Source organism: Thermoanaerobacter sp. X514 (assembly GCF_000019065.1).
In the GTDB taxonomy this organism is placed as follows: Bacteria; Bacillota; Thermoanaerobacteria; order Thermoanaerobacterales; family Thermoanaerobacteraceae; genus Thermoanaerobacter; species Thermoanaerobacter pseudethanolicus.
In genome coordinates, this window is sequence record NC_010320.1 from 1,841,928 (window position 1) to 1,858,162 (window position 16,235).

The window sequence follows — 16,235 nt, forward strand, 5'->3', positions numbered from 1 at the left end:
TAGCCCACTCCTTAAATAAACTCTACTCTGTAAGTCTGGTCTTTTCCCTGGTTAAAAAGCTTTATTTGTGTATCAAGTCTGTGCAAAATATTTAACTTCAAAGAAATATCATCATCAAAAGCACTATCTCTAAAAATAATTTTTATCGGTTTTGGTTCTAAAGAAGCTATTTTATCCACAATATCACTGGTAATCGTTTCTTCAAGACATACAACTACACTATCGGCAAACATATATGTTCGATTCCCTATATTGGTAAGTTTTTCAATTTTAGATGTAAGTGGGAAATCTCTGTGACGTAGCATAATCTCATAAACTACATCAATATCAGTAAAGCCAGGATTAAAGTCTAAAGCATCCTTAACAGAAAGAGCGCTTTCGCTTAAAGTAATCTGCTCACCTTTAAGAGCATCATCATTCCATCGAATATTTGTTTTACCTACCTTAAAAACTTTAAAACCAATATCAAGGTCATCAATCCACTCCTTATCCTTAAATTCTTCTTTAATCTTTTCTCCAGCCCTACGAATCCTCTCTTTACCAATATCGGCAATGGTTTTAAAGCCAGCTTTATAGGCTTCTGATTCTTCATCTACCCTTTCAGGAAGTTGCACCATTATAAATTTGCGTTTGCCACCATCTTCAGCATTAAGCTCCATAACGGCATGAGCTGTTGTAGCTGAACCAGAGAAGAAGTCAAGAACTATAGAATCATGCTTTGTACCTATATGAATACACCGTTTTACTAAATCAACAGGTTTAGGATAATCAAAAATAGAACCTTTAAGTAATGCCCTTAATTCTTTTGCAGCACTATCAGTATGACCTACTTCACTATATTCCCATATAGTTTTAGGAGTAATCCCATTCTTGACTTCAGATAAAAATCTTTTTATCCTGGGAACATTATTACCATCTTCACCAAACCAGATTCGATTATCTTTTACTAATTCTTCAAATTTTTCTTTTGAAACTCGCCAACTATTACCTGGGGGAGGCAATACTTTTCTTCCACTTGGTGTAATAATTTCATAAATATCCTTTTCAGTAACTCTGCCTACACTAAGGTTATCACTTATCCACGGCCCACGAGGGTCATTGTCTGGATTTTTATACCTAGCATTTTGCTTATCTGTTCTTGGTAATAATGTTGGCCTAAATACTTCTTTATTCTTTGCTACTGCAATTATGTAATCATGACTTGTTGAGAACCATTTTGCATCATTTTGAATTCCATATTTTTTCTCCCAGATAATAGTTGCAATAAAATTCTCCTCCCCAAAAATCTCATCACAAATCTTTCTTAAATTTGCCACTTCATTATCATCAATACTAATAAAAATTACTCCATCATCGGAAAGCAAATCCTTAGCTACTTTTAAGCGTGGATACATCATATTCAACCAATTGGAATGGAAGCGTGCAGAACTTCGCTGGTTTTTAATTAAACGCTCACCGTTTTCATCAAGTTCACCTTCTTCTTTGTCGCTTTCTTCTTTTAATTTTTTAAAGTCATCTTTATAGATAAAGTCATTGCCGGTGTTATAGGGCGGATCTATGTAAATCATTTTTATCTTGCCATAGTACGAATTTCTAAGAAGTTTTAAGACCTCCAAGTTATCTCCTTCTATATAAAGATTTTCTGTAGTATCCGGATTTTTGCTCTCTTCAGGTACATACTTTAAGGTTTTTCCAACTACATCGGTTAAGGCAAGCTGTTTTGCTAAAGTCTTCCCTGGCCAGGTAAGCTCATACTTTTCCTTCCCTACCTCTTCAACTTGGCCAAGTTCCTGTTTTAGCGCTTCAAAATCTACTTGACCATCTTTTACAACAGCAGGAAATAACTCAGCAAGCTTTTTGATATTATCTTGGACTGGATTAAATATTTCCTTTGACACTTTATTTTCCATTTTATTACCCCTCCTAAATAGCAATTATTTCATTTAACCTTAAAAAACTACTTTTTATTTCTGAATTAAGGCTTGCTTTTTCTGCTAATGTGATCGACTTGCTCAGATGATTTTGAAGATTTATAATTTTCTTTAAAAGCGTCCTAATTTCATTCATTTTTTCAATATTATAAAAGATATTGGTATCTAATGCTCTTAAAGCTCCAGTCCAAAGATATTTATAGGTAATAAGATAGGCTTTAGTTATAATTTCTGTGTAAAAGGTGAGTTTGTTACCAGTGTTTAATATTTTAGTAAAAGCTAAATATTGATCAAATAATGTTGCATTTTCATCAGGGAAAAATAAAGAACTTCTCTGAGTAAAAATTATATCATCTATGACAATTTCCTGCGAATCAATTTTACTTAATCTTTTTAAAGCAAAACAGTACAGGTAATTGCCTTTATTATCAATAAACCGTAACACCGCAGGAGGTTTAACTGTTTTTTGTAAAATTCCGCCAATAAAATTAGAATACTTTAAGTCATTAACTTTTATATCAAAATAAAGAATAGCTTGATAGTTATAATCATTGTTTATTAATGACGGTATTTCTTCTCCAATTATTTGGTGTGTTAAAATTATTCCTTTAACATCTTCTTTAAATTTTTGTTTCTCTTGTTTTGTTAGTTCCCCGGTTAAAAAGGTTTTTATATCGAAATTTTTATCAATCTTATATTTCTCAGGTACTCCAAGCATTTACATCACCACAAGAAAAGATACTAACTCAAAATCATCAGCACTTGTATGGGCAAATTCATTTTCGTAGCCACCAAAGTCAAAAATACTTGTTTCAGCTTTTATTTCTTCCTCACCTTTAATACTATCAATTGCCTTATTCAAAAGATTTGAATAAAAGCTCATATCAGTTGCATTTTTAGTTTGCTGATTAAACAAATCAATTAGTTCGGTATTTGGTTTATTTTTCCCATAAGAAAGCTTTCTAAATTGCATTAAAGTTTCTCGTGAACTACCGCTTCCAAAATATATTTCACCGTCATGGGTAACATAAATTAAGTAATAGGGGTAAAGAGAACTATTACTTTCAGGCTTAGTATTATCTTCAAGATGCCTAAAGCAAAAGATACAACCTGGTTTTTCCCCTTTAACCACAGAATAAATTCCTCTCGGTACTCTTTTTATTTCAGGATGACTACGCACATACATGGACAACTCATATAGGTAATCGTTCATATTTAGGCCTGTTATAGAAATATTATCTGATAATTCATCAATATCAACTATTTCATTTTGCAATCGTTCCAATTGCTTTTTACGAAAATCGAAGTCATTTAAATCTGGATTTAATATATCACCTTCTCCGGTTGCAGTCAAATTTACCGCCAGCATTTTTTGTTTGACACGGTATTCTAATTGAAGATATTCATTTAGTTCTAAATTCGGGAAAAAATTTATCATAGCTATTCGTTCATTTTTGCTTCCAATCCTATCAATACGACCAAAGCGTTGAATTAAAATAACTGGATTCCATTGAATATCATAATTTACCACGCAATCAGCATCTTGAAGGTTTTGACCTTCGGAAATACAATCAGTAGCAATAAGAATATCTATTTGTTCATTTTCGGGTAATTTTCTCTCTAATTTAGAATTGGGAGAGAAATAAGATAGTATAGTATTAAATTCTTTAGAAATATTTAGCGTTGTTTTAGGTTCGCCTGTCCCAGTTACAAGCGCAGTATGAATTCCATGTTTTTTCATTTCTTGTGCAATAGTATCATAAAGATAATATGCGGTATCAGCAAAAGCAGTAAAAATTAATACTTTTTTATTGCCTGGATTATAAGGTGTCTTAGTTATTTTTTCTTCTAAAAAGTTTAATAAGGTTTTTAATTTTTCATCTCTCTGTTCTTGCAGAACAATATCAACACTTTTCAACAATTCTTCTATTTTCCCTTTATCGTGATATAAGTCAGCCAAATATATTCCTTTCATTAAATGATTAACATTTATTTCATACTTATAATCCAATAATAATTCTTCATCGTCATCTGATTCTTCAAATTCTACTTCTAAATCTTCACTACTTTTTTCAAGCAATTCTATATATCTATCAATTCTCTGAAGAAGACGTTGTAAAGTCTCCCTAAAAGCATAAACAGAGCTTTCTAATCTTTTAAATAAATTGAATCGGTGTAGTACGGAAACAAAATATTCTCTTTCTTCATGATTAAATAATACTCTACCACCACGAACTGTTTGAAATTTTTCTACATAATATTGCTTGTATTCTGGTCTAATGTATTTCATAGGTTGATATACCGCAAGTGTTAACATATCAAGTTTTTCATCTGTGTCATAAAATTTTAACAATTCTCCTTTGCTATCAATTTCTGGTTTATAAGTTTTTGGTGGAAGTTTTTCAGGAAAACTACTTATTTCATCATTGCCATAATACATAGTGATATGCTTACGACTTCTCGAAATTGTAACCATTTCAAGAAGTTTAAAAAATTCTGATGGAAGATTATCCAATAAATCCTTTTTATTTCTATTCGACTCTTTAATCCAATCATTTATTACTTTTTGCGCTTTTTTTAATACCCCTTCAATGCTTATAATACCATCTTCTTTAAAAGCTTCGTCATTATCTATAGTAATTGTGCTCAACTGATTTTTTAAGTCATTTAGAGAATTGTTTACAGGTGTAGCTGTCAGCATTAAAACTTTTGTTCTAACCCCTTTTTTAATAATTTCATTTATCAATCTTCCATAACGTGAAAGTCTTTCTGGATTATCATTGCGATTTCTGAAATTATGGGACTCATCAATAACAAGCAAATCATAATTTCCCCAATTTATTCTGGATAAATCAAGGCCGCTACGGGATCTCCCAAAACGACGACTTAAATCACTATGACAAAGAATATCAAATGCAAACCGATCTTTCGCAAAACGGTTATCTATGTAAGAATTTCTGAATGAATCCCAGTTATCATACAACTTTGCCGGTGTTAAAACTAAAACTCTATGCTGTCGTAACTCATAATATTTTATTATAGCTAATGCTTCAAAAGTTTTTCCAAGCCCTACGCTATCAGCAATAATGCAGCCATTATATTTTTCAATTTTGCGTATAGCAGAAACCACTGCATCTTTTTGAAATCGAAAAAGACTTTTCCAAATCTCAGTATCTTTAAAACCAATATGATCGCTTTCAAATCGCTCTATATCGGAATCTAATTGGTCTCCAAAAAGTTCATAAAGGGTAAAAAAATAAAGAAATTCCGGATCGTATTCTTTATAAATGAAATTAAGATTTTCTAAAAGTTGCTTCTTGAAATCTTCTGTATATCCCTTATTGTTCCAAATAAGTTCAAAACTTCTTTTAAGTTCTTTGACCTGTTTCGAATCAGTAATTTCTATATTAAAATTCATTGGAACTATACCATTTTTCCTGGTTTTGCGGATAATTTCCAAAGAAGAATCCCCAAAAACTCCATAGTCTTCATCTATTAATATGAAATTGCTTTTTAAAAGCTCTTTCTTTTTTATCCTTTTTACATTCACGTGTTTTTCAATAAAATTATACATACTACGAGCTTTGCTTAGATGCCCCAATTTATTTTTTTCAACTATTTCATAGGAGTTAAAAAATATATTATCAGCAATTCTACCAATTTCAAATTCCCGAGAAATTTCTTTGCCAGTAGGAATATAAGTAGAATCTCTTAGAACAAGATTTATTTCTTTGACTTTTTCCATGTCGAATTGCAATTCACTAAAAACAGAAAGTGTTAATTTATCATTAACAATGTTTATTGTACTATTCTTTTTATTTTTAAGTATAGTTTTTATCCGTTGTATTAAAACATCATTGGAATTTATTACTTCAGCCATTCTCCTATCCCTCACCTTTTAGTAACCTATCATATATAATAACATACTGCATAAGAATATTACATAAACCTCTATAAATCAAAAAATGTATTTTAGCACGCCTAAGAGTTTAACACATTTACAGTCATTCTTCAAAATAGTCATTATCAATTCTTTTTATCTCGTATAGTTCCTGTATTGTTACACCAACATTAAAATCTATCATATATTCAGCTAATTTATGTCCATCGATTAAAATTATTTTTTTACTTGTTAATCTTTCAACATATTCTTTAGCATCTTTTGTAAAATTAGAAGTTGTTATAAAAATTCCCTTGCTTGCACCTTGCCCATCTAAAGCGCCAGCAAAAGTTTGAATTATAGGTCTTCCAAAAATCTCTCTTTCCATCTTTTAGCTTGTATATAGATTTTATCAAACCCTAATTTATCTTCATTAATTATACCGTCAATTCCCTCATCACCTGTCTTTTGTGTCATTTCCTTAGCTTCCTCTTTAGAACCTCCATACCCCATTTTTATTAACAAGTCTAACACTATTTCCTCAAATTTATATGGATCTACCTCTTTTAGTTTTTGTAGCAATTCGTCTATTAGAGAATCTTTTATTTCATCATAAGCATTGCTAATTCTTTCAAATGGTGTCATATTGTCATTTTTTTAAATATGTAGCCGCCCATCCTATTCTATTATAAAAAATTTTAATACCACTCTCACGTCTTGAATTTACTTCTTCCTCTGTTAAGTCAAATACATTTTTAAGTTTTTCTTCTAATTCTTTATACTTGTGTGTTTCATCAACAGAAAGAATTTTAAGTAATGGCAACATAATCTCTTCATATGTAGGTATAGCCATTTTATCAACCCCTATTTTATGTATCTCCATAATATATTTCTACACAACTTTACAAAATCCTTTATTATAACACATAACTTCATAATATTTAATTTTATTTAAAAAATTTAGTCTCTCTTTACAATATCTCCTAATAAAAAACAGGCATAGATTAAAACATATTGCCTGTTTTTTTAACATTTTATTTTATCTTTTCAAATTTACCCTTAATTAGCTGATATTTATTCAAACTAATTATTCAAAGTTTGAAATTTTACTGCCTACATTTATATAATAGGCCGCTTCCTGAACTTTTTGTATATTTTGAGTAAAATCAAATTCTGCAGGAAATTTGATATCCCTTCGAAATTTATTGTAAAAAAAACATGAGTTTACTTTTTCATGGCAAACTCATAAGTATAGCTTTCTTTTTTTATATAAGAATTAATAAAAACCTTTTTTGCCAGACTTTGTGCAATATTTATTGTATCACCTTTTCCGGTTTTGGTAAAACAGGCCTACCTTTGTATTCATTACATGTATTCCTCCTGGAATCAGAGCAAATACAGCCATAATCCGAATCGTCCTGTGGACATTCTATCATCATATATCTTGTTTTCTTAAGCCAATCTGGAATCTCAGTATTACTCCAGTTTAGCATTATTTTTAATTGTTTTAGTCTTGGAGTTTCCCAAAGGGAACTTGCATTGCCTTTATCATTATCAGAAATGTTTCTTAAAATATATTTTTCAAATGCTTCTTTAAAGTCATTTTTTCCACTTGTTTTATCTTCATCTCCTAAGTTCCATGTATCATTATTAAATAATGATGTATATCTCTTTTTTCTATCCACTATAAACAAACTCGGTTTTATTTCTATACTACCTAAACCTAATGGTTTGCCCATACCAATCTTATGATAATGATTTTCTGGTAAGTCTAATACAAATAGTAATGCACCTAATTCTTCCTTTGTAAGATTTTCAAAACGTATGCGTGATTTGAATTTAATATTTCTTTTAATTGGTTTTATAATAGTATGCTGAGTATCATTTATTGCTTTTCCTTCATTCCAACTGTATTTTTTTGTTGAATTATCTGGACTATTTCTATGCCAGTAAAGTTTATAGCCTCTAATTAATGCATCTTCATTATCCCAATGTTTTAGTTCTTCTAACTTAGTATTCTCTTCTTTAGGCTGCTCTAAGTAAAGCTGAAAAGCTGTAGGTTTTGGTGAAGAAAGAATTTTAGGTGAAGTCTCTTCAATAAATATATCATTTTGTTCTTTCTCCAGAACAGCATCTTCAAAAAATACTCTACTTGCCCATTTACTTTCTTTCCCAAAAATAGCTTCAGCAAAATCTATTGTATCATTTGACTTTAAATTATCAGGCACATGATCACCTATAGTTAACTCATAGGGTAATCTAAAGAATCCTGTATGACCAAAAGCAACTCTATCTTTACCTTCTTTATCTTTATACTTAACAAAAAACACAGGAGCACCATTCGGTAAATCTATTTTCAATCCATTAGGTAATTTAAATTTTTTATCTCTTGCCATTTTTATAAGATTATAGTATTCCGGAATATTTCTATTTTCATCGTTTTGATAATCCTTTATGTCCTTGTCACTCAATTCAAAAGAAGCTGATAAATTATCCGGTTCCTTTATTATCCAATTTTTCTTTTTCCCTTGAATCATTCCAGACCAAATTTTGTAATCATTATTAATTCCTTGTATTTCAAATACTTTTGAAATATCATTGAACCTATCACACTTAGATGAAACAATCTTATATGTGCCACTTTCATATTTTAAAAATCCTGCACTTTTAAACTTATTTTTTGAAAAATATAAATTTTTTAAGGTTGAATTTTTACCAGCTATATCTCTGTAATATAACCTTCTTTCTTTATCAAAAAATCCAAATTTTCCAAAAGAGACTATTTCTACTAAAGTCCTAACCATCCCTCTTAAAGAACTTCCTGGAATTATTGGTAACCCATTTTTTATAGAAAAAAATTCACTTTCTTCTATATCCCTTCTAATATATATAGGTGTTTTTGTAGTAATCACAAGGTCTATATATCCTGAGAATCTGTCCTTATGATATTTGTTAAACTCTGGAATATCTTGTGCTTTTACTACACATTCATTTAATGGAATAAAATTATACGGAGCTCTTGCAGGTATTCTAGATTGTGTTTTCTGTTGAGTTCCATAATTTTTCTGATGATTTTCTGTTTTTTCCTTGTTTTGATCGTTTAAGTTTTTTTGTATATTGGGCTCATTATATTCTATTCCATCAATCACTATTTTTTCAATAACCCCTTTAATTCTTTCAACATCACATTCCTTTCCGTCAACATTTTGAGGTAGGTTAAACCCTTGAGCTTTTATTTTTTTACCATCATCAAAAGTTAATAAATAATCATACCCTTTTTTGGTTTTTTGTAAGCTAATCTTGGCTTTTTCCATAATAATGACCTCCAAATATTAAATAACTTGTACTTTTAAAAATCTACTGTCAACAAAACCAGCTTGTCCAATTTCATTATATCCTATGTAATTTCTCGTATGTAACACTAATCTTTTCCCATTTTTGTTTAGCTCCTCAACTGAGCTATTACCTATAAATTCCTTTGGTACTATATATCTAATTCCTCTTTTTTCAGAAACCTCAATGAAATTACCTTTATCTTCAAATTTACTTCCATACATTATTTGCTTAGCATCAATACATTCTACTATTTCTCCATCTTCATCATTAACTTCATCTTCTCTATATCTAAATTTAAATTTATTTTCTGACCTCCAAATATATAGTTCCTTTTTTTCATTAAAAACTCGCAATTTTTGAAGATATTTATTAAAATCAGGTAATTCATTGTTGTAAAATTTAATTTCACCACTATGTATTATTCCAAATAGAACTGCATAATCAAGCCAGCATACAATATATCCCTTATCAACCTCTTTTATTTTTTGAATAAATGCATCATTGTTTAATTCATTATCCATATCTTTTGCTTCAACTTTTGAACGAATGGTTCCAATTTTGTAAATATCATCTAACATCCCAATCCCTCACTTTTTTCAAGAGTTCTTCAACAAAACCTTCTAATATCTGTTTATCTCTATCATTAACTACTATTTTATTTGTCTCGTCATCATTTGTAGACTTTTCAATAATATATTTATGTTCTTTATACTCAATTTCTATCTTTTTACCTTTTAAGACTCCTCTTCCTATATTTTTTTCTCCGCCAATAGGCAAATCTTCATTCCATAAATCTTTCAATACCAAAAGTAAAAGTCCAATTTCCCAGTCTTTTGCATCTTTAATTTTTATTCTTAATTGAACATTTTCATCGTTATGCCAAAGAGGTTTAGATTGAAATAAAGCTCCTGCAATTACTCCTCCTGTAAATCTATCAATCTTTATTCTCGCCTGTTCTTTTTCAATCACACCCTCAACTATACTCTCATCAATAATTACTCTGCTTTTGTATTTAGTCTTTTCTTTGTTTTCTGTATCAGCCCAACCAAACAATTTTCGTAAATCATTATTTTTTTCTTGATTATTCTTACATAATGTGTTCACAATCTTAAAAGCTCTTGAGTTTATCGCACCTTTTAGTGAAGTTCCTGTTAAAACATTTTTGTCATTATATTTTATATGTACTTTATCAGGATCTTTAGGATCTGTTGTATATGAACTTATGATAAGTGAGCTTTTTATGGAAAAATACGAATTAATAATGCAATCAATATTATCTTTTTTAGGAAGTATATCTATCTTGCTTACATCAAGTTTATCTTCTGGCAAATACTCATGCTGCAAGAATTTCAAATAATTTTCTCCATTTTTTGGAAAATCGAATTTTAGTATTTTAATATCTTTTAACTTAAACCTGCCAAATCCTTTAGTGGTAAATGCACCAAACTGAACCTTCCCGGCTTCCAACTCAGCAATTACAGTTTTTAATATTTTTAGAATCTCAATTTCCTTATCTTTTAAACTTTTTCTTATTTTAATTTCGGCTTTTAACTCAAATTCTAAATCTTTATTAACTATTTCATAATCATATTTTGCTTTTTCTTTTGCAATTCCAGTCTTTTCATCTATTGCTACTCCATCTCTAACGGCAATGTAGCTTTCATTTTTATTGCTTTTGATCTTTACATCACTAACAATAAAATGACTTTGAACAGCCTCATCGTTATTTGCATTTTTAGAACCCCAAAAATATTTCCATAATTCTTCATCTTCTTTTTTAAGATTTTCTACTTCAAAATTTTTTGAAATATAGTGTCTTAATGCCCCTACAAAAGATGTAGCTGGAATATAAGGATTGCCAATCTCATCTTTTATAATTTCTATATCAATACTTTCCCCTTTACCCATTCCAATTACAAAAGGTGAAATGTTTTCTAAAATACCTTCTACAACAATAACACTTACAAGTTTAGCATTATCATTCATCTTTTTCTCCCCCCTGCTTGTTAAATAGTCTTAAATATTTAAAGAAGTAAATCCAGTATCTTTTTGATAACTCAAAATTATCCAACTCCACATTTAGCTTATTAATAGATTTTAATAAATTATCATAAAACATATTTTTATATTCATCAGAAATATCCAATTTATATAAATCATCCCATAGATTTAAATCCTTTAAGGTCTCTGCAGCAGGCTTATTATTTAATCCATCTAATTTTCTCTCCCATTCGTCAAATTCATCAGTCGCTGACAGCATTCCTTCAAGTCGTCCTATTAGATTGTTTGAAATAGCTTTTTTGTCATTGAATTTCTTAATTTTTTTATATAAATCATTCGCTTTCTCAAAAGCCTTAGATTTTAAAATTTCATTTGCTTTTTTCTTTACTATATCTTCTAAAATAACTTTTGAGAATTGGGGAGTTATTTCTTCGTATTCATCACTATTATAATACTCAATTTTATAACCTTCATTCAAAAACGAATATACCTTTACTCTACCAAAACCTAAATCGGTTTTCTCTCCAAATCCGTATATTAAAATATTATTTAGTTTTTCTTCCAAGTTATCACAGCCTTTAATTATAATTTTAAAAGCTGATCCGGGTGAATAAGCTAATTCACGAGTATTTTTCATTCCCCAAATACCTACGAAGTTTTCAACATATTCAATTCTTGAAATAATTTTTTCTACATTAATATCACAATCATCAAAATGTTTCTGCAGATAATTTTTTAATGTCTTTTCAGAGACCTCACTAAAACCCCATTCGTTATATAAAATAATAGGAGAAGTTGCTACTATAATAAACTCATCGTCCACATCTTCTAAATCGTCCGTATTTTCTAAATCGCCAAATTCTATATTTACTAAACCATATTGTGCACTTTTTGATCTACCAATAAAAGAGGTAAATGTTTCGCCATATATTCTTTTTATTTCTTCAAGGTACCCCTCATCACCAATAATAAATCCTTTAAATTCTTCTCCTTCATTTATTGCCTCATAATAAAAGATTTCTTCCCCCGTACTGTGTCCTTTTTCTCTGTCTCTTGCATTGTGAAAATAAAATGTTGTTGATACACCATAAGTATATATTTTTTCATCATTAGTATTATAGACCATTTTTTCCAATGATTTTGTTTTTTTGTTATCTGGAACTTCTTCTAAAACATTGTATACATACTTATTATCGTCTCCTTTTTCTTTATGCAAATAAAGAGCTGGATAATAAATTTTACCGTTTTTAAATGGATATGCAGAAGTAAATAAAATCTCATTTTTCAAAAATAAATTATAAAAATTGTCGTTTTCATGGGCAGCATTACCTAAATTAAATTTTTTTATAAATTTATTTGCAAATAAACCTCTAACTGTTGTAGATGATATATATTTTTCTGTATTAATTGTATTTTGTTCGCCTATCTCTTTTGCTAACACAATCGGAGATAATGCAGTTATTTTGTAAAATAGTTTTTTTACATTTCCTTTTTTATTCCCATCAAATTTTTCTGAATTAGAAGATTTAATCTCTTCTGTGATATTTTTATCATTATCACTATTTAAATATTGAATAGCCTCATCAATACTGCTAATTTTAATACCTTCAATCAAACAACTTATTTCGCCAAAACCACGGTTTCTTGATGTACCTATCCTTTTTAAATTAATCGAAGCCAGATATAATAAAGCTTTTTCTTTTTTATTTAAAGGAGTTATTTCGTACAATTTACCTTCAAATTGCAAATTAGGCTTTAAAACCCTAAATGTCCTAAGTGAACCCTTTTTAGCAATTTCTCCATCTTCATCTATAGAAGTTTGCTGCCTTATAGTTGTATAATAAGATGCAATTTGAGAAGGATTTATAAAAGTTTTATATGTGCTTTTTTTATCATTTTTTAAGATTTTAATTTCTTCTTTTATCTTTTTGTAATTATTTATATATAAATTGTCTATATGCAGCTTTCCTTCTGTAAAACCATCTTCCCCAAATATGTTTCCAACAATACTATAATCTTTTACGCCTAATATATCACAAACTTCTTTTGCACTTTCTTTTAATACACCTTTTACACGTCTTGAAGGAATATAGGGAAATCCAAGATCATCTAATACTACATCGCTATCTATTATACCCGCACCTTCCCCAGAACCAATTAGTGTATATGATAATAAGTCTATTTTGATCTTCATAATAATCCCTCCGGATAAAAATCTATAAGTTCTATAGCATCATAATATGGGGTTTCACCATCTTGCCATATATCAAGGTGATAATACCTTCCCTTTATTATTTCTTTCAATTTTATACCTTTTACTTCTAATTCTTTTAAATAGTTTTTAGCAATCTTTTTATCTTCAAATAGAATCTCTCTTAATTTCATTACTTTATTCTTAGGGATATCTTTAAATTCTTTAACAATATTTTTTAAATTTTCTAATGATTGCTTGTCATTTGTTTTATCAATTCTATAGGGTCCAAAATGAAGATTACCATTTACAGTAGATAAATGTTTATTTAAAATATCATCTAAGCTGCCACTCCAACCAGAGGAAGAGATAAAAAAGTCAATATACGAACCATTATTCTTTCTTGATGACTGCTTAGCTATATCTGTTAAATCTTCTGCTACTATATAAGCTCTATAAAAAGGATATTTTGTCTTTACAATACTTACTCCTCCACATGCAGACAATGATTCACTATTTATGCTTTGTTTTATAAATTCTTCAATAAATGTCTCTGCTAACCAAACTCCTAACCTACCATCAGAAATAAAAGTTATGTCATCTCCACCTAAAATAATAGGTCTTATTGGCAATACGATTTTTCCCTTTTCCGTACTTAATTTAAATTCTCCATCTTTGGGATCAAAAGCTTTATTTTTCTCAATTTGTTCTATTAAAATTTCTATCATTTCTTTAAAAGCAGTCTCTGTAGCTTCTTTTACATTAATTGATAGATTCCTATATTCTATAAGGCTTTCACATCTTGAAAATCTCTCACCCATTTTATTCCCATCAATATGTACAACTGCAATATAGTCTTTGCCTTCTGTTTGACCTAATTTTTCAATGTCATCTGTTAAAGTATATTTATCTTTGAGTATATCTTTTATTTTATCTATCATTTCATCTTTTGCTTTTTCCTCAATTTTTAATTTAGCCCTAGCTACTGATGATATAATTTTTTTATCATCGTCTTTAACGCGCTCTGCACTTTCATTGGTTCTCGGACAATCAAGTGTGAAACCATATTTGGGTAACGTAACATTAGGAAAATATTTATTTTTATTATCTCTTAAGCTTTCACGTAATCTCTTCATTGAATCTTTAAAATCATCCAAATTAAAATCATGTATTATTCCAAAGGCGGTTTTAAGTCCGGGAATCTTCCTTAAAAGAAGCTTTGTATAATTTTTTATAAATTCTATTGCTTTTTCCTTTCTTTTATTTTCATTTTTATCATTAAATAAAATTAAAGCATTTCCTCCCCCTATATATCCTATCTCAACTTCTTCGTTTCCTTGGATCATTTTAACTTGTTCAGGATTATTCTTCCATTCATTAATGTCTATATCCCTACAAAATGTTGCTTTTAAAGCCTCTTTTAAAACATCTTCATATATTTTATCAACTAAAAATGATGCTCCAATATTTTCTTTAAGTTTATTACTTGAAAAAATATATTCTTGTATTGACACTGTATCAACTAACACTGCACTTAATGTCATTCAAATACCTCCTCAAAAATTTTATCTCCAATATCTGCCCAATCATCTATACCGAAAACAATAATTTTATCTTTTGCTGTTCCTGTTACAAAGGATAAATCTTCTTGTAGTTTTTTAGTGCCTTTATTACTATCATCTTTATATTCTTTTTTTAGTCCTGTTATTAATATTGCTTTGCTTTCATCACCACCTATTTGTCTTACTCTATGAATTACTTCAAATCCTTTTAATTTGCAATCTCCTTGCCTGCTCGAAGTAGTTAATGATATTCCTACCAACTGATATCCATTAATTAGAAAGATGTCTAATTCAAAATTAGGTGAGTTTTCCCTTTGTGCTTTTAATGATATACCAAAATGCTCTTTTTCTTTTAGTCCTTTTTTTAATAATTTATCTCTTATTTCATTGTATACATACCATTCAAACCATTTTCCATCTAAAAATTCTACGGTATCTTTTATCCTAGTAGTAAAATCTTTGTTAGATATTCTATCTTCTGGTATCCATAATTTTTGTTCCTCATTTAATTTTTTCCCTTCAGGAAAAGCGTTTAAAATATCCCATATGAATTGAGGAGTTTTTTCATTAAATTTAACTATTGGCGATAAATCATTATCTTTTGAGAGTTTCTCTATATGTTTTTTAAATTTTACAGTACTTTTTAAAAGTCCACTCTCCCCTTTAAAAATTTTTCTAAAAGGATCCTCTAACCATTTTATAAATTCTTCACCTTTATTACTTTTAATAGCATTTTGTATTTCCTGTGATATTTTATCAACGCTATCTGCAAATTTTTGTTTATAACTGTATTCATCATAAAATTCAAAAGTAATATCTTTATCATATAGATGAATTGATAAAAGTGTCTTTATATCTATTTTTATGGTATCTTTTAGACTTATAGCTTCTTCGCTATAATCATATAGAAGTTTATAATCTCTTGCATCTAAATAAGAGCCTTCAAATTTGATATTATTTTCTTTACATTTTTGTTTTAAAAAATTGTAAATGTGCACTACCATTGTTTTTGTGCCACCTGTGTAATTTAAATGAACTTCATCAAAGCCAATGTAATTTTTTTCTCGAAATTCTTTTTTTAAATCTTCTTCTATTTTCTTTTTATTTGATATATTTGAAATGTTTAGTAAAGTCCACTCTTTATTATCAATATATAAATGTTCTTTTAATTTTTCAGCATAACCAACTGTACTATATTGATTAATTTCATTGTTTTCGTCTGAGTAAATTAATACAAATTTATCATACTTTTCTTTTAAATGACTTCCAACAATATAATTAGGCAATGGATTTGTCCCTATAATTAATACTAAGACTTTTGTATTCATAGTTTT

Annotated in this window: 9 protein-coding genes and 1 pseudogene; all 10 read right to left on the bottom strand. The window is 28.9% G+C overall.

The genetic code is table 11. From position 1 onward, the window contains the following. Positions 1-11: 11 nt before the first annotated feature. On the bottom strand, positions 12-1,910 hold the full coding sequence (locus tag TETH514_RS09205) for a site-specific DNA-methyltransferase (RefSeq protein ID WP_009052459.1): 1,899 nt from the start codon (positions 1,908-1,910) through the stop codon (positions 12-14). A gap of 13 nt (positions 1,911-1,923) precedes the next feature. Beyond that, entirely contained in the window at positions 1,924-2,649 is a 726-nt protein-coding gene (locus TETH514_RS09210) for a DUF4391 domain-containing protein (RefSeq protein WP_009052460.1), read from the bottom strand. Beyond that, a complete protein-coding gene (locus TETH514_RS09215) occupies positions 2,650-5,811 on the bottom strand; it encodes a helicase-related protein (protein ID WP_009052461.1) in 3,162 nt (1,053 codons plus the stop codon). Positions 5,812-5,935: 124 nt separating this feature from the next. After that, positions 5,936-6,664, bottom strand: a pseudogene (locus tag TETH514_RS13175) (restriction endonuclease). Positions 6,665-7,124: 460 nt separating this feature from the next. Next, positions 7,125-9,125, bottom strand: a complete 2,001-nt coding sequence (locus tag TETH514_RS09235; protein WP_009052462.1) for a TIGR03986 family CRISPR-associated RAMP protein — start codon at positions 9,123-9,125, stop codon at positions 7,125-7,127. An 18-nt stretch (positions 9,126-9,143) separates the two neighbouring features. Next, positions 9,144-9,725 carry a CRISPR-associated protein Csx19 gene (gene csx19, locus TETH514_RS09240; RefSeq protein ID WP_009052463.1) on the bottom strand — a complete coding sequence of 194 codons (582 nt, stop codon included), beginning with the start codon at positions 9,723-9,725 and terminating at the stop codon, positions 9,144-9,146. Beyond that, positions 9,715-11,133, bottom strand: a complete 1,419-nt coding sequence (locus tag TETH514_RS09245; protein WP_009052464.1) for an RAMP superfamily CRISPR-associated protein — start codon at positions 11,131-11,133, stop codon at positions 9,715-9,717. Before TETH514_RS09245 ends, csx19 begins: the two co-directional genes overlap by 11 nt. Beyond that, positions 11,126-13,342: an RAMP superfamily CRISPR-associated protein gene (locus TETH514_RS09250; protein ID WP_009052465.1), complete on the bottom strand. Its 2,217-nt coding sequence runs from the start codon at positions 13,340-13,342 to the stop codon at positions 11,126-11,128. Before TETH514_RS09250 ends, TETH514_RS09245 begins: the two co-directional genes overlap by 8 nt. After that, positions 13,339-14,883 carry a hypothetical protein gene (locus TETH514_RS09255; protein WP_009052466.1) on the bottom strand — a complete coding sequence of 515 codons (1,545 nt, stop codon included), beginning with the start codon at positions 14,881-14,883 and terminating at the stop codon, positions 13,339-13,341. The genes TETH514_RS09250 and TETH514_RS09255 overlap by 4 nt, the downstream gene beginning before the upstream one ends. Beyond that, entirely contained in the window at positions 14,880-16,229 is a 1,350-nt protein-coding gene (locus TETH514_RS09260; protein ID WP_009052467.1) for a Card1-like endonuclease domain-containing protein, read from the bottom strand. Before TETH514_RS09260 ends, TETH514_RS09255 begins: the two co-directional genes overlap by 4 nt. Positions 16,230-16,235 lie beyond the last annotated feature (6 nt).